At 75.2% G+C, this 23,781-nt stretch carries 8 protein-coding genes; 2 read left to right on the forward strand and 6 right to left on the reverse strand.

Annotation, left to right across the window (positions count from 1 at the left end; genetic code table 11):
* Positions 1–149: 149 nt before the first annotated feature.
* The 3 genes from IHE55_RS03455 to IHE55_RS03495 are packed head-to-tail and all read right to left on the reverse strand — an operon-like array spanning position 150 to position 17,961.
* Positions 150–725, reverse strand: a complete 576-nt coding sequence (locus IHE55_RS03455; RefSeq protein ID WP_197987666.1) for a DUF2867 domain-containing protein — start codon at positions 723–725, stop codon at positions 150–152.
* A gap of 2 nt (positions 726–727) precedes the next feature.
* Entirely contained in the window at positions 728–11,482 is a 10,755-nt protein-coding gene (locus IHE55_RS30665) for a type I polyketide synthase (RefSeq protein WP_232265435.1), read from the reverse strand.
* Positions 11,479–17,961: a type I polyketide synthase gene (locus IHE55_RS03495; protein WP_197987667.1), complete on the reverse strand. Its 6,483-nt coding sequence runs from the start codon at positions 17,959–17,961 to the stop codon at positions 11,479–11,481. The genes IHE55_RS30665 and IHE55_RS03495 overlap by 4 nt, the downstream gene beginning before the upstream one ends.
* Positions 17,962–18,825: 864 nt before the next feature.
* Here IHE55_RS03495 and IHE55_RS03500 point away from each other — a divergent pair.
* Both IHE55_RS03500 and IHE55_RS03505 read left to right on the forward strand, forming a co-directional pair.
* Entirely contained in the window at positions 18,826–19,599 is a 774-nt protein-coding gene (locus tag IHE55_RS03500) for a helix-turn-helix transcriptional regulator (RefSeq protein ID WP_197987668.1), read from the forward strand.
* 187 nt (positions 19,600–19,786) lie between these two features.
* The gene (locus IHE55_RS03505; RefSeq protein WP_197987669.1) at positions 19,787–20,710 is read left to right on the forward strand and encodes an endo alpha-1,4 polygalactosaminidase; all 924 of its coding nucleotides are present in this window, start codon (positions 19,787–19,789) and stop codon (positions 20,708–20,710) included.
* Positions 20,711–20,781: 71 nt separating this feature from the next.
* Here IHE55_RS03505 and IHE55_RS03510 read toward each other — a convergent pair whose 3' ends face one another.
* The 3 genes from IHE55_RS03510 to IHE55_RS03520 all read right to left on the reverse strand — a co-directional run bounded on the left by IHE55_RS03510 (position 20,782) and on the right by IHE55_RS03520 (position 23,740).
* Positions 20,782–21,819 (reverse strand): methyltransferase, encoded by a 1,038-nt coding sequence (locus tag IHE55_RS03510; RefSeq protein WP_197987670.1) that lies wholly within the window; start codon positions 21,817–21,819, stop codon positions 20,782–20,784.
* Positions 21,820–22,199: 380 nt separating this feature from the next.
* The gene (locus tag IHE55_RS03515; protein ID WP_197987671.1) at positions 22,200–22,799 is read right to left on the reverse strand and encodes a carboxymuconolactone decarboxylase family protein; all 600 of its coding nucleotides are present in this window, start codon (positions 22,797–22,799) and stop codon (positions 22,200–22,202) included.
* On the reverse strand, positions 22,796–23,740 hold the full coding sequence (locus IHE55_RS03520; RefSeq protein WP_197987672.1) for an MBL fold metallo-hydrolase: 945 nt from the start codon (positions 23,738–23,740) through the stop codon (positions 22,796–22,798). Before IHE55_RS03520 ends, IHE55_RS03515 begins: the two co-directional genes overlap by 4 nt.
* Positions 23,741–23,781: the final 41 nt, after the last annotated feature.

Below are 23,781 nucleotides of genomic sequence, written 5' to 3' on the forward strand. Positions count from 1 at the left end.
GGCTCGTGAACTGATATCTGACGTGCGGCGCGGCGTGCGCGGTGACGCGTACGGCGACGTGTGCGGCGACGTGTGTGCGGCGGGGGCGCCGCGGCGCGGGCCGTCGCGCCGCGGCGTCCGCGGGCGCGGCTGCTACGGACGCGCCCGGATCACGGTTCGGCCCCCGCTCTCCACCTGCGGCCGATGGTGTCCAGCACGCGCGGGTACACCAGCGCGTACCGGAACGGCAGGATGCCGGCCATGTAGGCCTCCCCCAGCAGGCCATTGGGCTTCACCAGCGCGGTCATCTGGGCGTGGTAGCCGTCCCTGCCGTCCCGGACCCAGCCGATGTGCATCAGCGTGTGCACGGTCCGGTTGGCCAGCTCCGCCACCCATTCGTCGCGGGTCTGGTAGACCGACGTGAACGGGTAGCTGCGCATGTCCGGCCCGGGGACCGCGCGCAGGTCGTCGGGCAGCCGGTCGCGCAGCGACGGCACCCGCCCGCCGACCCCCTCCTCGGAGTCGTCCCAGCCGAGCACCTCCCCCAGCTTCCAGCGGACCGTGAAGAGGGTGCGCACGACGACGTTCTCGATCTCGTCGCCGCCGGCCATCTGCCGCACCAGCCGGTCGAGGTCGTCCGGACCCCCGGGCGTCGGCAGCGCCCACACGTCCTCGACCCTGAAGTCGGGGGCGATCTCGTGGATCCGCCAGGGCCGCGTGGTGTGCGCGGTCTTCGGGAGCCGCACCGTCACACCTCGCCGAGTCCGTCGATCAGCTGGAAGACCTCGTCGGCGGTGGTGGCCGCCTCGATCAGCTCGCTGGTGCTCTGTCCGCCGTCGGTGAGGGTGGACAGCAGCGCGCGGAGGCGTCCGGCCGCGCGCTGCCGCTCGCCCGCGCTGCCGGCAGCGAGCAGCTCTTCGAGCTTGTCCAGCTCCCGGTCGAGGGGCGGTTCGGCGACGGTGCCCCCGATCCCGGACAGCAGCAGCCGGACGACCGCCGCCGGTGTCGGATGATCGAAGATCAGCGTCGCGGGCAGCCGCACCCCGGTGGCCTGGTTGAGGCGGTTGCGCAGTTTGACCGCGCCCAGCGAGTCGAACCCGAGGTCCTGGAAGGGCCGTTCCGGTTCGATCGCGGCGCCGGAGGCGTGGCCGAGGACGGCCGCGACCTGGGCGCGCACCAGGTCAAGGACGACCTGCTCCCGGTCGGTGTCCGCAACCCCGGCCAGGCGCTCGGCCAGTGACTCCACGGCGGCCTCCGCGCGCCGCTCGGGCACCCGTGCCAGCCGGCGCAGCAGCGGCGGCAGCAGCCCGGCCCGTGCCTGGGCCCGCAGCGCGGCCGGGTCCAGCTGTACGGGGGCGAGCAGCGGCGTGTCCGCCCCGAGCGCCTGGTCGAACAGCTCCCGTCCCAGTTCGGCGGTGAGCGCGATGACGCCCATCTGCTCCAGCCGGGCCAGCTCGTCCCGGCCGAGGTGGCCGGTCATGCCGGTGGCGTCCGCCCACAGGCCCCAGGCGAGCGAGCTCGCCGGCAGCCCCGCCGCACGCCGCCGGGCGGCGAGGGCGTCCAGGACCGCGTTGGCCGCCGCGTAGTTGCCCTGCCCCGGGCTGCCGATCAGGGCGGCGACGGAGGAGAACAGGACGAACGCCGACAGCTCCGTCCCGGCGGTCAGCTCGTGCAGGTGCCAGGCCGCGTCGGCCTTCGGCCGCATCACCCGCGCCAGCCGCTCGGGGGTGAGCGACCCGATCACCGCGTCGTCGAGGACGCCGGCCGCGTGGACGACCGCGGTCAGCGGCCGCTCCAGCGACTTGACCAGGCCGGCCAGCTGCTCCCGGTCGGAGACGTCGCACGCCTCGATCCGGACCTGGGCGCCGAGCGATACGAGGTCGGCGGCGAGCTCCGCGGCGCCGTCCGCGTCCGCGCCGCGCCGGCTCACCAGCAGCAGGTGCCGGACGCCGTGCCGCTCGGCGAGGTGCCGGGCGAACAGCGCACCCAGTCCGCCGGTGCCGCCGGTGATCAGCACCGTGCCGTCCGGGTCCAGGGGCCGGGCTCCGCCGGGCGGCGCGGTGTCCGCCCGGACGAGCCGCGGCGCCAGCAGGGCGCCCCGGCGCACCGCGAGCTGCGGTTCGTCGAGTTCGACCAGGGCGCCCCAGTCCGGCTCGGCGCTGCCGTCGGTGTCCACCAGGACGAAGCGGTCCGGGTGTTCGGACTGCGCGCTGCGCACCAGGCCCCACACCGGGGCCTGGGTGACGTCGGGCGCCTCCCCGGCGTGCACCGCGACGCCGTTGCGGGTCACCACGACCAGCCGGGCGTCGGCCGACTGCTCGTTCGCCAGCCACCGCTGGATCAGCTCCAGCGCTGCGGCGGCGACCGCCAGCGCGGCCTCGGGCGCGTCCTCCTCGGCCGGGCCGTCGAACGCGGCGAGCACCACCTCGGGGGCCGCCGTGCCGTCGGTGACCGCGCGCTCCAGTTCGTCCATGCCGGCGAACCGGTCCCCGGTCGCCTCCAGCGGGCCCAGGATTGCCACCCGGGCCGGCTTGGGGGTGTCGAGCTGGACCGTGGCCCAGTCCAGCCGGTGCAGCGCACGCCGCCCGCCCTGGCGGGCGGCCTCCAGCTGGGCCTGCTCGACGGGGCGGACGTCGAGCCGCTCCACGCCGGCGATCAGCTGCCCGTCCTCGCCGGCGATGTCGAGCCGCAGCGCGGTGTCGCCGGCCAGGCCGATCCGCACCCGCAGCCGGGTGTGGCCGGTCCGGGCCAGGCGCACCCGGGACCAGGAGAAGGGCAGTCCGCCCGGGGTGCCGGGGCCGCGGTGGAGCATGCCGAGTCCGCCGTGCAGCGCGGAGTCGAACAGCGCCGGGTGCAGGCCGAAGCCCTGGGCGGGGCCGGCGGCGTCGGGCAGCGCCAGTTCCGTGTAGATCTCGTCGCCGGAGCGCCACGCCGCCTGGACCGCGCGGAAGGCGGGTCCGTAGTCGAAGTCGGCGTCGGTCAGGTGCGCGTACCGGTTCACCCGTGCGTAGACGTCCTCGACGGTGAGCGGCTCGGCGCCGGCCGGCGGCCACTGCACCGGGAACGGCGCCGAGGGCTCCGCGTCGGGGGCCAGCCAGCCGCGTCCGTGGCAGGTGGCCGCCGGCCGCTCGTCCTCGCCGCCGGATTCCGGCCGGGAGAAGACCGCCACCTCGCGGCGGCCGTCCTCGCCGGCCGGGCCGACGGTGACCTGGATCTGCCGCGGGGCGCCCTCCTCCAGGACCAGCGGTGCCTCGATGATCAGCTCGTCCACCAGCGGGCAGCCCAGTTCGCGGCCGGCCGTCAGCGCCATCTCGACCAGCGTGATGCCCGGGACCAGGACCAGTCCGAAGACCGTGTGGTCGCGGGTCCACGGCTGTGCCTCGACCGACATCCGGCCGGTGAACAGCCATTCGTCGCGGTCACCGACCTGCGCGGCCGCCGCGAGGACGGGGTGTTCGACCCGGCCGAGCCCGGCCGCCGCGGCGTCGCCCGTGCCGCCGCCGGGCACCAGCCAGTACCGCTCGTGCTGGAACGCGTAGGTCGGCAGCGGGACCCGCTTCGCGCCGGTGCCGGCGAAGAGCCCGTCCCAGTCCACGCCGACGCCGGCGACGTGCGCCTCGGCCAGCGAGGTCAGGAACCGCTCCGGGCCGCCCTCGTCGCGGCGGAGCGAGCCGACCACGCCGACCCGGTCCTGCGCCCCGTGGGCCCGGGCCGTGTCCTCCACGGCCATGGTCAGCACCGGGTGCGGCGACATCTCGACGAAGCAGTGGGTGCCGTGGTCGATCAGGGCGCGGACAGCCGGCTCGAACCCGACCCGGCCGCGCAGGTTGCCGTACCAGTACGCCGCGTCCAGGGTCGCGGTGTCGATGAACCCACCGGTCGCCGTCGAGTAGAACGGCACCTTCCCCGGCACCGGCGCCACCGGCGCCAGCACCTTCAGCAGCTCCTCCTCCACCGCCTCCACATGCGCCGAGTGCGAGGCGTAGTCCACCGCCACCCGACGCGCCCGGATCTCCTCGCGCTCACACGCCGCGACCAGCTCCGCCACCGCGTCCGCGTCACCGGCCACCACCACCGCCGACGGCCCGTTCACCGCCGCCACCGAGATCCGCCCCTCGTACGGCCGCAGCAGCTCCTCCACCCGCTCCACCGGCAGCGCCACCGACACCATCCCGCCAAGACCGGCCAGGCGCTCGCCGATCACCCGGCTGCGCAGGGCCACGACCCGCGCGCCGTCGCTCAGCGACAGCCCGCCGGCCACGCAGGCGGCGGCGATCTCGCCCTGGGAGTGGCCCACCACCGCCGACGGCTCCACACCGTAGGAACGCCACAAGGCGGCCAGCGACACCATCACCGCCCACAGCGCCGGCTGCACCACATCCACCCGCTCCAGCGACGGCGCACCCTCCACCCCCCGCAGCACGTCCTCCAGATCCCACTCCACGAACTCCGACAAGGCCCGCCCGCACGCGGCGACCGACTCGGCGAACACCGGCGAGGACTCCAGCAGCCCCACCGCCATCCCCACCCACTGCGCCCCCTGACCGGGGAACACGAACACCGCCTTGCCGCCCACGGTGTCGCCTTCGACGACGTGGTCCGCGGGTTCGCCCGCGGCCAGTGCGGCCAGGCCGCTCAGCAGCGCGTCCCGGTCCGCGGCCACCACGGCCGCGCGGCGCTCCAGCTGCGCGCGCCCGGTGGCGGCGGAGAAGCCGACGTCGAGCGGGGAGAGTTCGGGCCGGGCGAGCAGGTGGGTGCGCAGGCGCTCGGCCTGCGCGCGCAGTGCCGCCTCGCCGCGGCCGGAGACCGTCACCGGCACCACCGGCAGCGGACGCAGGTCGCCCCGCTCCTCCGCCGGCGCCCGGTTCTCGGCGGGGGCCTCCTCCAGGATCACGTGCGCGTTGGTGCCGCTCACCCCGAAGGACGACACGCCCGCGCGGCGCGGCCGGCCGTCGGCGGACCACTCCTGGGCCTCCGTCAGCAGCTCGATGGCGCCCGCGTCCCAGTCCACGTGCGGGGAGGGGGCGTCCACGTGCAGCGTGGCCGGCAGCGTCCGGTGCCGCAGCGCCATCACCATCTTGATGACGCCCGCCACACCGGCCGCCGCCGAGGTGTGGCCGATGTTGGACTTGATCGACCCCAGCTTCAGCGGACCCCCGGCCCGCTCGCGGCCGTAGGTGGCCAGCAGCGCCTGGGCCTCGATGGGGTCACCGAGGGTGGTGCCGGTGCCGTGGCCCTCGACGGCGTCCACGTCCGCCGGGGTCAGGCCCGCGTTGGCCAGCGCCTGGCGGATCACCCGCTCCTGCGACGGACCGTTCGGCGCCGTCAGGCCGTTGCTCGCACCGTCCTGGTTCACCGCACTGCCCCGCACCACGGCGAGCACCCGGTGGCCCTTGCGCCGGGCCTCCGACAGCCGCTCCACGACGATGACGCCGACACCGTCGGCGAACCCGGTGCCGTCCGCGGACGCCGCGTACGCCTTGCACCGGCCGTCCGGCGACAGCGCCCGCTGCCGGCTGAACTCCGTCAGCAGGTACGGGCCGGCCATCACGGTCACACCGGCGACCAGCGCCATCGAGCACTCGCCGGACCGCAGCGCCTGCGCGGCCTGGTGGAGGGCCACCAGTGACGAGGAGCAGGCGGTGTCCACCGACATCGAGGGGCCTTCCAGCCCCAGGGTGTAGGAGATCCGGCCGGACGCCACGCTGGTGGTGTTGCCGGTGAGCCGGTACCCCTCCAGCTCCGACGGCATCGCGCCGCCGTAGTCGGTGGTGACCACGCCGCAGAACACGCCGGTGTCGCTGCCGCGCAGCGACGTCGGGTCGATCCCGGCGTCCTCGAACGCCTCCCAGGCGCCCTCCAGCAGCAGCCGCTGCTGCGGGTCCATCGCCAGCGCCTCACGGGGGCTGATCCCGAAGAACCCGGCATCGAAGTCGCCCGGCCGCTCCAGGAAGCCGCCGCCGCGGGTGTACACCGTGCCCAGCTGGTCGGGGTCCGGGTCGTACAGCCCCTCCACGTCCCAGCCGCGGTCGGTGGGCAGGCCCGAGATCGCGTCGCGGCCCGAGGCGACCAGCTCCCACAGCTCGTCCGGCGACATCACGCCGCCGGGATAGCGGCAGCTCATGCCCACGATGGCCAGCGGCTCGTCGGCCCGCGCCACCCGCCGGGACCGCGCCGCGGCCCGAGGCGCCGCCTCGACCGCGCCGATCTCGGTGAGGATCAGCCGGGCGACCGCGGCCGGGGTCGGGTGGTCGAAGACGAGGGTGGCGGGCAGCCGCACCCCGGTGGCCTGGTTCAGCCGGTTGCGCAGTTCCACCGCGCTCAGCGAGTCGAACCCGAGGTCCTTGAACGCCCGGTCGGGGTCCACGGCGGAGGCGGAGGCGTGTCCGAGGGCGGCCGCGGCCTGACCCTGCACCACCTCCAGCACCAGGCGCTCCCGGTCGGCCTCGGCCACGTCGGCCAGCCGCCGGGCCAGCGACCCGCCGGCCTCGGCGCGGCGGGCGGGCACCGGCGCCAGCCCGCGCAGCAGCGCCGGCAGCAGGCCCGCCCGGGCCTGCGCCCGCAGGGCGGCCGGGTCCAGCCGCACCGGCACCAGCAGTGCGGTGTCCAGTCCGAGGGCCCGGTCGAACAGCTCCAGGCCCAGCTCGGCCGGGAGCGCGCCGACGCCCATCCGCTCCAGCCGCGCGAGGTCGGTCCCGTCCAGCTCGCCGGCCATGCCCCGGGCGTCGGCCCACAGGCCCCACGCCAGCGAGGTGGCGGGCAGTCCCTGGGCGCGCCGCGCGGTCGCCAGCGCGTCGAGGGCGGCGTTGGCGGCGGCGTAGTTCGCCTGGCCCGGGCTGCCGATCAGGGCGGCGACGGAGGAGAACAGGACGAACGCCGACAGCTCCGTCCCGGCGGTCAGCTCGTGCAGGTGCCAGGCCGCGTCCACCTTCGGCCGCATCACCCGCGCCAGCTGCTCCGCGGTGAGCGACTCCACCACACCGTCGTCCAGCAGACCCGCCGCGTGCACCACCGCCGTCAGCGGCCGCTCCAGCGAACCCAGCAACCCGGCCAGCTGCTCACGGTCCGACACGTCACACGCCTCGACCCGGGCCTGCGCACCGAGCTCCGCCAGCTCGGCGACGAGCTCGTCCACACCCGCGGCGGCCGGCCCGCGGCGGCTCACCAGCAGCAGCCGCTTCGCGCCGTGCCGCTCCGCCAGGTGCCGGGCGAACAGCGCGCCCAGACCACCGGTACCACCGGTGATCAGCACCGTGCCGTCCGGGTCCAGCGGCCGTGCGCCGCCCGCTGCCGGCGCCTCCAGGCGCGCGAGCCGCGGCGCCAGCACGGCGCCGTTGCGGACCGCCAGCTGCGGCTCGTCGGCGGCGGGCGGCACGGCCGGGACCGGCTCGCCGGCGCCGAGGTCGAGCAGCCGGATCCGGCCCGGGTGTTCGGACTGGGCACTGCGCACCAGGCCCCACACCGCGGCCTGCGCGACGTCGGGCGTCTCCTCGCCCACCGCGACGGCGTGACGGGTCACCAGGACCAGTTCGGCGTCGCCGAGCCGCTCGGCGGCCAGCCACCGCTGGACCAGCGCGAGCACCTCGGCGGCGAGCGTACGGGCCGCCTCCGGGGTGTCCGCGGCCGGGGACCCGACCGGGGCGACGACCACCCGCGGCACCTCGGCGCCGTCGGCGAGCGCCCGCTCCAGGGCGTCCAGGTCGGCGTGGTGGTGCTCGCCGCCCGGGTCGCCGCCGCCGAGGAACACCGTCCGCGCCGGCCCGGCGGGGTCCCCGGTGGCCACCGGCGCCCAGTCCACCCGGAACAGCGATCCGGACCTGCCGCGCTGCGCGTCCTCCAGCTGCGCCTGCTCGACCGGGCGGACGACGACGGATTCGACCGACACCACGGGGGCCCCGGACTCGTCCACCGCGTCCAGCCGCAGCGAGGAGTCGCCGGTGGCGACGGCGCGGACGCGCAGCCGCGCCACGCCCCGCCGGTCCAGCCGGGCGCCGGTCCAGCTGAACGGCATCTTGTGCCGGCCGCTGTCGCCGTCGGTCACCAGGATGACGCCGCTCTGCAGCGCGGCGTCGAACAGGGCCGGGTGGATCCCGAACCCGTCGCCGCCGGTGCTGTCGGGCAGTTCCACCTCGGCGTAGGTCTCGTCGCCGTCGCGCCAGGCGGCGCGCACGCCCTGGAAGACCGGGCCGTAGTCGTAGCCGAGGTCGGTCAGGCGGGCGTACAGCTCGTCGGTCGGCAGCGGCTCGGCGTCCTCCGGCGGCCACTCGGCGGGCCAGGCGGGGGGCGGTGGCCGCGGCGGCGGGAGGGCGAGCACGCCGCGCGCGTGGCAGGTCACCTCCTGCTCGGCGTCCTCGGCACCGGCCTCCGGGCGCGAGTAGATCGCCACGTCCCGCCGGCCGTCGTCGTCGGCCGCGCCGACGGTGACCTGCACCTGGCGTGCCTGGCCCGGCTCCAGGAGCAGCGGTGCGGCCAGCACCAGTTCGTCCAGGACCGGGGCCGAGGTGCGCCGGCCGGCGGCGAGCGCCAGCTCGACCAGCCCGGTGCCGGGCACCACGATGTTGCCCAGCAGGACGTGTTCCGCGGCCCAGGGCTGGGAGTCCGTGCTCAGCCGGCCGGTGAACACCCACTCGTCGCGGTCGCCGACGGAGACCGCCGCCGCCAGCAGGGGGTGGTCGAACCGCCCGAGCCCGGCCGCGGTGGCGTCCGCGGCCCCGGAGTCGGGGGCCAGCCAGTACCGCTCGCGCTGGAACGCGTAGGTCGGCAGCGGCACCCGCCGCGCGCCGGTGGCGGCGTAGAACGCCGGCCAGTCCACCTCGACGCCGGCGACCTGGGCCCGGCCCAGGAACCCGGCGAAGGTCTCGGCCTCCGGGTGCCGGGCGCGCAGCGCGGAGGCGAGGACCACGCCGTCCTCGTCGTCCAGGCACTGCCGGGCCATCGCCGTCAGCACACCGTCCGGTCCCAGCTCCAGGAAGCGGCGGACCCCCAGCTCGTACAGGGTCCGCACGCCGTCGGCGAACCGCACCGCCTGCCGCACGTGCCGGACCCAGTACTCCGGGTCGGTCAGCTCCGTGGTGACCGGCCGGCCGGTGACGTTCGACACCACCGGGATGCGCGGCTCGGCGAACCGCAGCCCCCGCGCCACCTGCCGGAAGTCCTCCAGCATCGGCTCCATCAGCGGGGAGTGGAACGCGTGGGACACCCGCAGCCGCGACGTCTTGACGTGCCGCCACCGCGGCAGCCACTCCTCCGCGGCGTCGGTGTCACCGGAGACCACCACCGCCCGCGGTCCGTTCACCGCGGCGATCTCCAGCCGGCCGGCGAACTCCGCCAGCGACGCGGCGACCTCGGCCTCGTCCGCCTGGACGGCGACCATCGCGCCGCCCGCCGGCAGCGCGCCCATCAGCCGGCCCCGGGCGGCCACCAGCTCGCAGGCGTCGGGCAGCGACAGCACGCCCGCCACGTGCGCGGCCGCCAGCTCGCCGACCGAGTGCCCGATCAGGTGGTCGGGCCGCAGGCCCAGGGACTCGGTCAGCCGGAACAGCGCCACCTCGACGGCGAACAGCGCGGCCTGCGTGTACTCCGTCGCGTCCAGCAGCGCCGCCTCCGCGGAGCCCTCCTCGGCCGTCAGCAGGTCCCGCACCGGGCGGCCCACCCGGCCGTCCAGCTCCGCGCACACCTCGTCCAGCGCCTCGGCGAAGCGCGGGAACTCCGCGGCCAGCCCGGCGCCCATCCGGGCCCGCTGCGCGCCCTGGCCGGTGAAGAGCACCGCGGTCTTGCCGCCCACCGGACGGCCCTCGGCCACCGCGGCGTCCGGCTCGCCGGAGGCGAGGGCCTCCAGGGCGGCCAGCAGCCGCTCGCGGTCCGTCGCCACGACCGCCGCGCGCCGCTCCAGCAGCGCCCGCGACGTCACCGACGACAGGCCGAGGTCCACGGGGGTCAGTCCCGCGTCGGCCAGCACATGCGTCCGCAGCCGCTCGGCCTGCGCGCGCAGCGCCGCCTCGCTGCGGCCGGAGACCAGCACCGGCACCGCGGTCACCGGGCGCCGGTCCGGGGCGGCGGCCGGGGCGTCCTCCGCGGCCGGCGCCGGGTCCTCGGCCGGCGCCTCCTCCAGGATCACGTGGGCGTTGGTGCCGCTGATCCCGAACGACGACACGCCCGCGCGGCGCGGCCGGCCGTCGGCGGACCACTCCTGGGCCCGCGTCAGCAGCTCGATCTCGCCGGCGTCCCAGTCCACGTGCGGGGAGGGGGCGTCCACGTGGAGGGTGGCGGGCAGCACTCCGTGCCGCATCGCCATCACCATCTTGATCACGCCCGCCACGCCGGCCGCCGCCGAGGTGTGGCCGATGTTGGACTTGATCGACCCCAGCTTCAGCGGGCCGCCGTTCCGCTCCCGCCCGTAGGTCGCCAGCAGCGCCCGCGCCTCGATGGGGTCCCCCAGCTGGGTGCCGGTGCCGTGGCCCTCCACCGCGTCGACCTCGGCGGCGCTCAGGCCGGCGTCGGCCAGCGCCTGGCGGATCACCCGCTCCTGCGACGGACCGTTCGGGGCCGTGAGGCCGTTGCTCGCGCCGTCCTGGTTGATGGCGCTGCCGCGGACCACGGCGAGCACCTGGTGGCCGTTGCGGCGCGCGTCCGACAGCCGCTCCAGCACCAGCAGGCCCAGGCCGTCGGAGAACCCGGTGCCGTCCGCGGCCGCCGCGTACGCCTTGCACCGGCCGTCGGGCGCCAGGCCGCGCTGCCGGCTGAACTCGACGAACAGGAACGGGCCGGCGAGCACGGTCACGCCGCCGACCAGCGCCAGCGAGCACTCGCCGGACCGCAGGGCCCGCGCCGCCAGGTGGATCGCCACCAGCGAGGAGGAGCAGGCGGTGTCCACCGTGACGGCGGGCCCCTCCAGCCCCAGGCTGTAGGCGATACGGCCCGACACCACGCTCCCCTGGGTGCCCGCCAGGCGGAACCCCTCCAGCTCCGGCGGCATCGCGCCGCCGTAGTCCGAGGTCACCGCGCCGGTGAACACACCGGTGTCGCTGCCGCGCAGCGAGGTCGGGTCGATCCCGGCGTCCTCGAACGCCTCCCACGCGGCCTCCAGCATCAGCCGCTGGGCGGGGTCGGTCGCCAGCGCCTCGCGGGGGCTGATCCCGAAGAAGTCCGCGTCGAAGTCGCCGACGCGGTCGATGAAGCCGCCCGCGGTGGTGGTCACCGTCCCGGGCCGGTCGGGGTCCGCGTCGCGGAGCCGGGACAGGTCCCAGCCGCGGTCGGTCGGCAGCGCCGACATCGCGTCCCGGCCGGAGGCCACCAGCTCCCACAGCTCGCGCGGCGAGCTCACCCCGCCGGGGTAGCGGCAGCTCATGCCCACGATCGCCAGCGGCTCGGCGTCGCGCTCCTCCAGCTCCCGCACCCGGCGGTTGGCGGTGCGCAGCTCCGCCGTCACCTTCCGCAGGTAGCTACGCAGTTTCTGCTCGTCGGTCACGGATCCGCCCCGCACGTTGTCAGCGTTTTCGGTCATGCCGACCCGAGCTCCTTGTCGATCAGATCGAATATGTCGTCGTCGGACACCACGTCGAGGTCGTCGTCGGACATGTCGTCGGCGTCGGCGGGCCGGGTGTCGGTGCCGCTGAGCACGGCCCGGATCCGGTTGCCGAGGTAGCGCAGGCGCGGCTCGACCTCGGCGAGCCGGGCCTCGTCGGCGGCCACCGTGATGAGCATGGCTTCGAGCTTCTGCAGCTCCGCCTCGAAGGGTGAGGGGGCCTCCTCCCCGGCTCCGCCGCCGAGCTCCTTCAGGAGCAGGCGGGTGACCGCCTCCGGTGACGGGTGGTCGAAGACGAGGGTGGCCGGCAGGCGCAGCCCGGTGGTCTGGGCCAGCCGGTTGCGCAGCTCGACCGCGGCCAGCGAGTCGAAGCCCAGCTCCTTGAAGGACCGTCCGGGTTCGATCGCCGCGCCGGAGGCGTGTCCGAGGACGGCGGCGACCTGGGCCAGCGTCACCTCCAGGACGGCCTGCTCGCGGTCGGCCTCGGCCACCCCGGCCAGCCGCTGGGCCAGCGACCCGCCGGTGGTCTCGGCGCGGCGGGCCGGGGCGCGGACCAGGCCGCGCAGCAGCGCGGGCAGCATGCCCGCCTGCGCCTGGGTCCGCAGTGCCGCCGGGTTCAGCCGGATCGGCACCAGCAGCGGCGCGTCCAGCCCGAGCGACTCGTCGAACAGTTCCAGACCGAGGTCGGCGGAGAGCGCGCCGATACCCGTGCGCTCCATGCGTGCGAGGTCGGCCTCGTCCAGCTCGCCGGTCATGCCGGTGGCGTCGGCCCACAGGCCCCAGGCGAGGGAGCTGGCCGGCAGGCCGGTGGCGCGCCGGACGTGCGCGAGCGCGTCGAGTGCGGCGTTGGCGGCGGCGTAGTTGGCCTGCCCGGCGTTGCCGAGCTGCGCCGCGGCCGAGGAGAACAGGACGAACGCCGACAGCTCCGTCCCGGCGGTCAGCTCGTGCAGGTGCCAGGCCGCGTCCACCTTCGGCCGCATCACCCGCGCCAGCTGCTCCGCGGTGAGCGACTCCACCACACCGTCGTCCAGCAGACCCGCCGCGTGCACCACCGCCGTCAGCGGCCGCTCCAGCGAACCCAGCAACCCGGCCAGCTGCTCACGGTCCGACACGTCACACGCCTCGACCCGGGCCTGCGCGCCCAGCTCCGCCAGCTCGGCGACCAGCTCGTCCACACCCGCGGCGGCCGCTCCGCGGCGGCTCACCAGCAGCAGCCGCTTCGCGCCGTGCCGCTCCGCCAGGTGCCGGGCGAACAGCGCGCCCAGACCACCGGTACCACCGGTGATCAGCACCGTGCCGTCCGGGTCCAGCGGCGCGGGGACGGTCAGCACCACCTTGCCGACGTTGCGGCCCTCGCGCAGGAACCGGAAGGCCTCCTTGCCGCGGCGCACGTCCCAGGTCCGGATCGGCGACGGTACGAGCACACCCTGCTCGAACAGCGCGGTGATCTCGGTCAGCATCTGCTGGATCCGGTCCGGTCCCGCCTCCATCAGGTCGTAGGACCGGTACCGGACGCCGGGGTACTCGCGGGCGACGACCTCCGGGTCGCGGATGTCGGTCTTGCCCATCTCGATGAACCGGCCGCCGCGCGGCAGCAGTTCCAGCGTGGCGTCGACGAACTCGCCCGCGAGGGCGTCCAGCACCACGTCCACGCCGGCGCCGCCGGTCGCCTTCAGGAACGTGTCCCGGAAGTCCAGGTCGCGGGAGGAGGCGATCCGCTCGTCGGCGATGCCCAGGCCGCGTACCGCGTCCCACTTGGGCGGGCTCGCCGTCGCGAAGACCTCGGCCCCGAAGTGGCGGGCCAGCTGCACGGCCGCCATTCCCACACCGCCGGCGGCGGCGTGCACCAGCAGCCGTTCACCGGCGCGCAGGCCTGCGAGGTCCACCAGGCCGTAGTACGCGGTCAGGTACACCACCGGGACCGCGGCCGCCTGGGCGAAGGACAGGCACCGCGGCATCGGTACGAGCGTCCGCCGGTCGGCCACCGCCACCGGCCCGAAGGCGTCGGTCATCAGGCCGAAGACCCGGTCGCCCGGGGCCAGGTCCGTGACGCCGGAGCCGACGTCGAGGACGACGCCCGCCGCCTCGCTGCCCAGCGGGGCCTCGCCCGGGTACATCCCGAGCGCGATCAGCACGTCCCGGAAGTTCAGGCCCGCGGCCCGGACCCCGACGCGCACCTCCCCCGCGCCGAGCGGCCGGCCGGCCTCCGAGGGGATGATCGCCAGGTCCTCCAGGGACCCCTTCTGCTCGATCCCCAGCCGCCAGGCGTCGCCGGCCGGCGGCGCGGGGACCCGCCCCAGCCGCGGCGCCAGCAGGGTGCCGCCGCGGACCGCCAGCTGCGGCTCGTCCAGCTCCAGGAGCGCACCCCACTCCGGCTGGTCGCCGCCGTCGAGGTCCACCAGCGTGAACCGGCCCGGGTGTTCGGACTGCGCGCTGCGCAGCAGGCCCCACACCGGGGCGTGCGCGACGTCCGGCGCCTCGTCGCCCACCGCGACGGCGTTGCGGGTGACCAGGACCAGCCGCGTGCCGGCCGTCCGCTCGTCGGCGAGCCAGCGCTGGACCAGGTCCAGCGCCTGCCCGGCGACCGCCAGCGCGGCCCGGGCCGTGTCGTCCGCGGAGGCGGGGGGCACGACCTCGGCCAGCACCGCCTCGGGGGCCGTCGCACCGTCGGCGAGCGCCTGCCGGAAGGCGGCCAGGTCCGTGAACCGCTCGCCCGGCGCCGGCAGTTCGCCGAGGACCGCCGTCCGCGCCTGCCGCGCCGCACCGGCGGTCACCGGGGACCAGTCGATCCGGAAGAGGGCGTTGCGCCTGCTCTGCTGGGCGCTCTCCAGCTGTGCCTGGTCCATCGGGCGGAGCGCGAGGGAGTCCACGGCCACGACCGTGGCGCCGGCGTCGTCGACCACGTCGATGCGCAGGGCGGACTCCCCCGCCGGGCGGATGCGCACCCGCACCCGGGTGGGTCCGGTGCGCCCGAGCCTCACGCCCGACCAGGAGAACGGCAGGTCCACGGTCGATCCGGCCTCCTTGGCCAGCATCGAGCCGTGCAGTGCGGCGTCGAACAGGGCCGGGTGGACGGCGAATCCGTCGGTGCCGGCGTCGTCGGGCAGCGCCACCTCGGCGAAGACGTCCTGGCCGGAGCGCCACGCCGCCCGCACGCCCTGGAACAGCGGTCCGTAACCGAGGCCGAGGTCCGCCAGCCGCGGGTAGAGGTCACCGACGGCGACCGGTTCCGCGCCGGCCGGCGGCCAGTGCACCGGGAACGGTTCCGCGGGTCCGGCGGCCGCGGTGAGCCGGCCGCGGCCGTGGCAGATCGCCTCGCGCCGCTCGTCCTCGCTCCCGGACTCGGGGCGGGAGTGGACGGCCACCTCGCGGCGGCCGTCCTCGCCGGCCTCGCCCACGGTGATCTGGAACTGCCGTGCCGCGTCGTCCTCCAGGACCAGCGGCGCCTCCAGCACCAGCTCGTCCAGCACCTCGCAGCCCACCTCGCGGCCGGCCGTCAGGACCATCTCGACCAGTGCCGTGCCCGGTACCAGCACCGTTCCGAAGACCGTGTGGTCGCGGGTCCAGGGCTGGCTGTCCTGGGAGAGCCGCCCGGTGAACACCCACTCGTCCCGGCCGCCGAGCTGCACGGTGGCCGCGAGGACCGGGTGCTCCACCCGGCCCAGTCCGGCCGCGGCGGCGTCCCCGGCCGCGGCGCCCGGGGTCAGCCAGAACCGCTCGTGCTGGAACGGGTAGGTGGGCAGGGCCACCTTCTTCGCCCCGCTGCCCGCGAACAGCACCGGCCAGTCCACGGTGACGCCGGCGACGTGTGCCTCGGCCAGCGAGGTCAGGAACCGCTCCGGGCCGCCCTCGTCGCGGCGGAGCGAGCCCACCACGCCGACCCGGTCCTGCGCCCCGTGCGCCTGAGCCGTCTCCTCCACGGCCATGGTCAGCACCGGGTGCGGCGACATCTCCACGAAGAAGCCGGTGCCGTGGTCGATCAGGGCGCGGACGGCGGGTTCGAACCCGACCCGGCCGCGCAGGTTGCCGTACCAGTACGCCGCGTCCAGGGTCGCGGTGTCGATGAACCCACCGGTCGCCGTCGAGTAGAACGGCACCTTCCCCGGCACCGGCGCCACCGGCGCCAGCACCTTCAGCAGCTCCTCCTCCACCGCCTCCACATGCGCCGAGTGCGAGGCGTAGTCCACCGCCACCCGACGCGCCCGGATCTCCTCGCGCTCACACGCCGCGACCAGCTCCGCCACCGCGTCCGCGTCACCGGCCACCACCACCGCCGACGGCCCGTTCACCGCCGCCACCGAGATCCGCCCCTCGTACGGCCGCAGCAGCTCCTCCACCCGCTCCACCGGCAGCGCCACCGACACCATCCCGCCACGGCCGGCCAGCCGGTCCAGCACCAGCCGGCTGCGCAGGGCCACCACGCGCGCGCCGTCGGTCAGGGACAGGCCGCCGGCCACGCAGGCGGCGGCGATCTCGCCCTGGGAGTGGCCCACCACCGCCGACGGCTCCACACCGTAGGAACGCCACAGCGCGGCCAGCGAGACCATCACCGCCCACAGCGCCGGCTGCACCACATCCACCCGCTCCAGCGACGGCGCACCCTCCACGCCCCGCAGCACGTCCTCCAGGTCCCACTCCACGAACTCCGACAACGCCCGCCCGCACGCGGCGACCGACTCGGCGAACACCGGCGAGGACTCCAGCAGCCCCACCGCCATCCCCACCCACTGCGCCCCCTGACCGGGGAACACGAACACCGTCCTGCCACCGATGGTCCGGCCCTCGACCAGCCCGGTCGCCGGATCGCCCGCGGTGAGCGCGCCCAGGCCGCTGAGCAGCGCGCCCCGGTCCGGGGCCACCACCACCGCGCGGCGCTCCAGCTGGGCCCGTGTCGTCACCGACGAGAAGCCGATGTCCAGGACGGAGAGGTCCGGCTGGGCGATCATGCGGGCCCGCAGGCGGTCGGCCTGTTCCCGCAGCGCCGCCTCGCTCCGCGCGGAGAGCAGCACGGGCACCGCCGCCGGGGGGACGGGCACGGCCTCGTCCCCGGCCGGCGCCGGGTCCTCGGCCGGGGCCTCCTCCAGGATCACGTGGGCGTTGGTGCCGCTGATCCCGAACGACGACACGCCCGCGCGGCGCGGCCGGTCCGTCGCCGGCCACTCCTGGGCCTCGGTCAGCAGCTCGACCTCGCCGGAGTCCCAGTCCACGTGCGGCGAGGGGGCGTCCACGTGCAGCGTGGCGGGCAACGTTCCGCGCCGCAGCGCCATCACCATCTTGATGACGCCCGCCACACCGGCCGCGGCCATGGTGTGCCCGAAGTTGGACTTGATCGACCCCAGCTTCAGCGGACTCCCGGCCCGCTCGCGGCCGTAGGTCGCCAGCAGCGCCTCGGCCTCGATCGGGTCACCGAGGGTGGTGCCGGTGCCGTGGCCCTCGACCGCGTCCACGTCGGCCGGGGTCAGGCCCGCGCTGGCCAGCGCCTGGCGGATCACCCGCTCCTGCGAGGGGCCGTTGGGCGCCGTCAGGCCGTTGCTCGCGCCGTCCTGGTTCACCGCGCTGCCCCGCACCACGGCGAGCACCCGGTGGCCGTTGCGGCGGGCGTCCGACAGCCGCTCCAGCAGCAGCAGTCCCATGCCCTCGGCCCAGGCCACTCCGTCCGCGGCCGCCGCGTACGCCTTGCACCGGCCGTCCGGCGACAGCGCCCGCTGCCGGCTGAACTCGACGAAGTTGTTCGGCCGCGGCAGCACCGTCACCCCGCCGACCAGCGCCAGCGAACACTCCTTGGCCCGTAGCGACTTGCAGGCCATGTCCACCGCGACGAGCGAGGACGAGCAGGCGGTGTCCACGGACACCGCGGGCCCCTCCAGCCCGAGGGTGTAGCTGATCCGCCCCGAGGCGACGCTGCCGGCGGCGGCGGTGGGGAGGTAGCCCTCGATCTCGGCGCTCCGGTCGCTCATCCCGGCGACGAATCCGTAGTCCTGGAACATCACGCCGCAGAAGACGCCGGTGTCGCTGCCGCGCAGCGACAGCGGGTCGATGCCCGCGTCCTCGAACGCCTCCCAGGCGCCCTCCAGCAGCAGCCGCTGCTGCGGGTCCATCGCCAGCGCCTCGCGCGGGCCGATGCCGAAGAACCCGGCGTCGAAGTCGCCCGCGCCGTCCAGGAACCCGCCCTGGCGGGTGTACGAGGTGCCGGGGTGGTCCGGGTCCGGGTGGTACAGCCCCTCCAGGTCCCAGCCGCGGTCGTCGGGGAACCCGGTGGTCCCGACCCGGCGTTCGGCGACCAGCTCCCACAACTCGTCCGGCGAGGTCACACCGCCCGGGAACCGGCAGCTCATACCGACGATCGCGAGCGGCTCGCTCGCCCGGTCCAGGAGCTGCTGGTTCTGCCGCCGGAGCCGCTCGGTTTCCTTGAGCGACTTCCGGAGGGCCCCGACGATGTCGTTCTTATCGGCGGCCATGCCTACTCCTCCACGTCCGGGCGCCCAGCGGCGACCGTGTTCTCGACTGCTCTCATCGCGCGTTCTCCCGCGCGATCCGGATCGGCGGCCCGGCGGTCCCACGGCCGGCCGGCGCACCCGGCACGGCGCACCGGGGGGACGGTTCGCGAACGGGCCGTCAGCCCGGCGCCGGCCGGGCGGGATTCGGGCGCCCGCGGGCCCGGCACGGACCGCCTGACCGTGGTGCGCCCCTCGACGAACTTGTGCATGACTTCCTCGCGATCGCCCGATCGGGTCGGTGACGTGCTTTCTGCCGAGCCGGTCCCCGGAGTGGCCGGGGCACGGCCTGCCTGTGTGACGGTCCGCCCCGCGGAGAGCCCCCGTGAACGCCTTCGTTGATCCGGCCTCATCAGCACAGGACCCGGCCCGATCCTGATCGGATACAGCTCACCGATGCGCAATCCGCGGAATCCGCTGTGAGGTCCGTCTCACGACGGACCGGAACCGGACCGGGCAGGGTGGACGGGGGCATGAGGAACCGAATTACCGAGGCCGTGTGAGGCGTTCCGACATCACCGGAAAGTTGAATTCCGGATATTCGGATACGGTCGCACGACGTCGTATTCTGTGCTGCGTCGAGCTTTCGATTCGGCCGCCATACCCAATGACCAAGGGCGGCGGAGAACCGCGCCGTTGGACTCGATTCCGATCAACCTGCTCCTACCGTGCGCGCCCTGCCGACCAGCAGCGCGCGACGACGAGCGACGTACCGGTCCCTGCCTCTTCAGCGTCACCCAGGAACAGGACGACCGGTATAAGCAACAGTACGTATTGACAAGAGGGGGAGGCGCGGTGCCAAGCTCGCCTTTGCACGACCGTGAGCGGATGCTCGACCTTGCCGTGACGGCACTTCACGAGCAGGTTCCGGAGCGTTTATGGCCCCCCATCGTCACCGAGTTACTCCGGGTCTGGGGCGCGAAGTTCCTCGTCATCAAGTCCGGGACATGGACGGCCGGTGAAGACACCGTGCACCTGTGGAATCCGGACGGAACGGTCCGGACCGAAATCAGCCCCCGCGCCCGCCAGGTGATCCGCGACTGCCACCCCCTGGCGGGCCGCTACACCTCCTCCACCGACCTGACACCGATGACAGCCGGCCAGATCGTCGGCGAAGCCGCGTGGCGCGACAGCGCCGAGGCGGCGCTGCTGCGCCGGACCGTGGGCGCCGACCACCTCCTCGGCCTCCCGCTGCCCGACATCTCCGCCCCCGTCCGGGGCTTCGCCGTCTACCGCGCCGGGAGCGGCTTCACCGACGCCCACCTGGACTACGCCCGCCAGGTCCAGCCGCTGCTCGCCGGGGTCGCCCGGCAGATCACGCTGCTGCGCAGCTGGCGCGCCTCCACCACGAAGGCCCGCGACGAGGTTCCCGCCGCGCCGGCCGCCCGCCCCGCGGAGGGCAGGCTGACACCGCGTGAGGTGACCGTCCTGGCCCTGCTCGCCGACGCGCTCACCGCCACCGCGATCGGCCGCCGTCTCGGCATCTCCGTCCGCACCGTGCAGAAGCACATCGAGAGCATCTACCGCAAGCTCGGCACCAAGGACCGCATCACCACGGTGCTGCGCGCCCAGGCGTACGGCATCATCCCCGCCGGGGCCTGAGGCACGGCCCCCGGCCCGGCCGGCCGGTGACCTCGCCCGGCGGTGCGTGCGCGGACGACCAGGGTCCGGCTGCCCGGCGGGGTGGACGTACTGTGTACCGGGTCGGCGCCGGGCCTCCCCCCTGCCGTCGGCCCCGTCCCGCCGCGCGCCGGCGGCGCGGTGACCCCCCGACGACCTGGAGCCCGCCATGTTCGACCCGCTGCCGCCGACGCTCCGCCGGGGGCTGGCCGCCGTGGTGCTGCTCGGCGCCCTCGCCGCGCCGGCGACCGGGTGCGGGGCGGGCGGCCGGGGCTCGGACGGGGCCGCCGTGTCCACCGCGCCGTCCCAGGGCTCCGGAACGCCGGCCGGCGGTGGCCCGGCGCGCGGCCCCTCCGGCCCGGACGAGCGGCCCGCGGTGGTGCCTCCGGCGCCGCACACCGGCTTCGACTACCAGATCGGCGGTGCCTACCCGCCGGCGCCGGGGGTGCGCGCCGTCTCCCGGGACCGCACCGCCGAACCGACGGCCGGGCTGTACAACATCTGCTACGTCAACGCCTTCCAGGCCCAGCCGGACGCGACCGGCTGGTGGCAGCGGCACCATCCCGACCTGCTGCTCCGGGACGACACCGGCGCGCCGGTGATGGACCGGGACTGGGACGAGGCCCTGCTGGACATCTCCACGCCGGCCAAGCGCGAGCGGCTCGCCACCGTCGTCGGCGAGTGGATCGACGGCTGCGCGGCCGCCGGGTACCAGGCGGTCGAGGCCGACAACCTGGACTCCCACGAGCGCTCCGGCGGCCGCCTCACCCCCGGGCACGACCTCGCGTTCGCGGAGCTGCTGGTGGCCCGCGCCCACGCGGCCGGCCTGGCGATCGGCCAGAAGAACGCCGCCGAACTGGCGGAGGAGGGCCGGGACATCGGATTCGACTTCGCGGTCGCCGAGGAGTGCGGCCGGTACGACGAGTGCGCCGACTACGCCGCCGCGTTCGACGGCCGCGTCTTCGTGATCGAGTACGAGGCGAAGGGCTTCGCCGCCGCCTGCGAGGGGTGGGGCGGCACCCTGTCGGTCGTGCTGCGCGACCTGGAGGTGCGGCCCGCCGGGGAGCCCGGACACCTGCGCCGCACCTGCTGACGTCCCGCGTTGCCGGCCCCCGTTCCCGTACGGCCGGGGCCGGACGGTACCGGGGACCGGGACGCGGAACGTCAGTGGTCGCCGTCCCCGGGGGCCGCCTCGATCAGCGCGAAGGCCATCGGAGCGGGCAGCAGGGAGAAGCCGGTCACGGTGAAGCCGGCCCGGGAGCACAGGCCGGCGAACTCGTCCTTGTTCCGTCCCGTGCCGGCCCCGATGAGCCGCATGTGAAGATCGCTGAGGTACATCGTGTCCGGGAGGGAGCCGTCGACGGTCCGCGGCATGACCGGGTCGACGATCAGCAGGCGGCCCTGCGGCGGGATCGCCCGCCGGATGTTGGCCAGGACCGCGACGGCGCGGTCGTCGTCGGCGTAGTGCAGGACGTTCCTGATCAGGTAGAGGTCGGCGCCGGCGGGCACCTCGGTCCCGACGTCGCCGGAGACCACGGTGCAGCGGTCGGCGACCCCGGCCGCCGTCAGGACCGCCTCGGCGTTGCCGACCGCCGTGGCCGTGTCGTACAGGATGCCGCGCAGACCGGGGTGGGCGGCGAGGACGGCGGCGAGCACCACACCGCTGCCGCCGCCGATGTCGGCCACGGTGCCGAAGGCGCCGAAGTCGTAGTGGTCCCGGAGCGCTTCCGCGGTCTGTGCGGCGCTCTGCCGCAAGGTGGCCGGGAAGTGCACGGAAAGGTCCGCGTCGCCCGCCACATACTCGAAGAACGGCTTTCCGTGCACGGTGCCGAAGGTGGATTTCCCGGTGCGGACGGCGGTGTCCAGTTCCCGCCACGCCCCCTGCACCGCCGGGTCGGTGAACACCCGCGTGAAGGAATGCAGGGAATCGGCCCGGTCGGTGCGGAGCAGGGCGCCGACCTCGGTGAGCCGGAAATGCCCGGACTCCGCCTGGGTCAGTACGCCGAACGCGGCGAGCGCACTGCACAGCTGGATCGTCGTCGCCTCGTCCGTGCCGAGCGCGGCGGCGATTTCCGTGCCGGTCCGCTCTCCGTCGCCGAGGGTGTCGGCCAGTCCCAGACGGGCCGCGGTGGCCACCGTCTGCGTGGCCATGTGTCCGAATGCCAATTCGAACAGTCGTTGCTTGTTCTTCGCGTCAGTCATGACTTCTTCCCGTTGTGCCGCCGGCCCCGCCGGGTTCCGGCCGTCTTTCTGCGCGACGGCCGGAACCCGGCGGGTGCTTCACCAGTTTTCGCGGGGGCGGAGAGCAGGCGCATGCCGCTCTCCGTGTGTCCCCCGCGGTGTCGTCCCCCGGTCATTCCCGGGCGGCCCGTGCCGCCCTCGCCCGCACCACGTCCGCGGCGCGTCACGGGACACCCGGGGAACCGCGTGCGGAACCCGGGGCGGGGAGGAATTCCGCACCGCTCCCCGCCCCCTCTTTTTCCGTTCGTCTCCCCCGCCGGCGCCGCGGGCGCCGTGGCGCCGTCACCCCGCCGCGGGCCGTCGGGGAGCCGGACCGGCCGCTGCCGCCGGTCCGCCGGCCCTCACGCCTCCGGCAGGTCCGCCGGGTCGGTGAGCCAGTCCTCGATGGCGACGTCGCAGGACTTCAGGATGTAGGCGAGCAGGGTGTACGCGCCGATCAGCGCCGGCACCTCCAGCAGTTGCTGCGCGTCGTACACGGTGGCCAGCTGCTGCCACGTCCGGTCGGAGATCCTGGCCTCCGGGCCGCGCAGTTCGTCGGCCGCCCGCAGCAGGGCGGCGTCGTGCGCGGACCAGCCGGGGGCGTCCGGGCCGGCGGGGACGCGGGCGATCTCCTCCTCGGTGAGACCGGCCTTGGCGCCGATCGCCACGTGGTGGGCCCACTCGTAGTGCGACCGCAGGAGGTACCCCACCCGCAGCACCATCAGCTCCCGGTCGCGCAGCGACAGCTTCCCCTGGCCGAGCGCGGAGAGCATCGGGTGCACCCCGGACAGCAGGGCGGGGTGGTTTCCGATGACGCCCAGGACGTTGAGCACGGGCTGGCCGACCATGTGTGACAGGGGACCGTCGGGGTCGGACTGCACGGCGGCGGGCATCCCGAGCAGCGGACGGACCTGCTCCTCGGGCGCGGGGGTCAGGCGCGGGGCGGTGTTCCGGGGTGTCATGCCGTCTCCCCGGCTTCCAGGGTGTCCTTCAGCTCCACCATCTGGTGCAGCAGCGGGCCCATGCCGGGCGTGCCGTCACCGTTGAGTTCCCGGTAGACGGCACCGATGTTGAGGACGACGCGCTCGGCGTTGGCGAAGCCGGAGAACTCGTCGAAGCCGAACTCCCGGGCCGCCTCCAGGGCGGACTTGCCCTGCTGGTGGGCGGTGGTGGCGTGGGCCTGCACCCGCTCCAGGTAGTCGCGGACCCGGATCACCTCGGACTTGCCGCCGACCGGACCGTGGCCGGGGACGACGGTCTCCGCACCGAGGTCGAGGATCGTGTCGCAGGCGCGGATGCAGTTGCCGACCGGTCCGGAGTGGATGACGCCGTGACCGCCGAACATGAGGATGTCACCGGCGTAGACGACCCCCGCGTCGGGGACGTGGACGATGACGTCCCCTTCGGTGTGGGCCGGGCCGACCTCGATCAGCCGTACGGTCCGGCTGCCCACGGTCAGTTCCATCTCCCCGGTGAAGGTGATGGTCGGGTAGGTCGGGGTGATCCCGGAGAAGTCGAAGGCCTCCAGGTACGCGCGCAGCCGCGGGTCGGTGTCGGCGGCCAGGAAGGGCTCCATGGTCTCCGGCCCGGCCTCGCGCATCCTGCGCGCCGCCGCCGTGGAGGACACGATCAGGGCGTCGCCCACGAGCTGGTTGCCCCACCAGTGGTCGCCGTCCTGGTGCGTGTTCACCACCCAGCAGATGTCGGTCGCGGGCACCGCCTTGGTGATGGCGGACAGCATCTGCCGGGTCTGGTCGAGGGTGTAGAGGGTGTCCACGAGCAGCGCTTCCTCGCCGCTGCACACCAGGCCCGCGTTGCTGTACCCGGTGGCGCGGCTGCCTTGCACATACGCGAACGTCTCCGGCGCGAGCCGGTGCACACCGGTGGTGAAGGGAACAGACACAACTTTCTCCTTGCTACTGAAAAATGTCCGCGGTCGGTGCG

The sequence above is a fragment of the Streptomyces pactum genome (assembly GCF_016031615.1).
Classification (GTDB): Bacteria; Actinomycetota; Actinomycetes; order Streptomycetales; family Streptomycetaceae; genus Streptomyces; species Streptomyces pactus.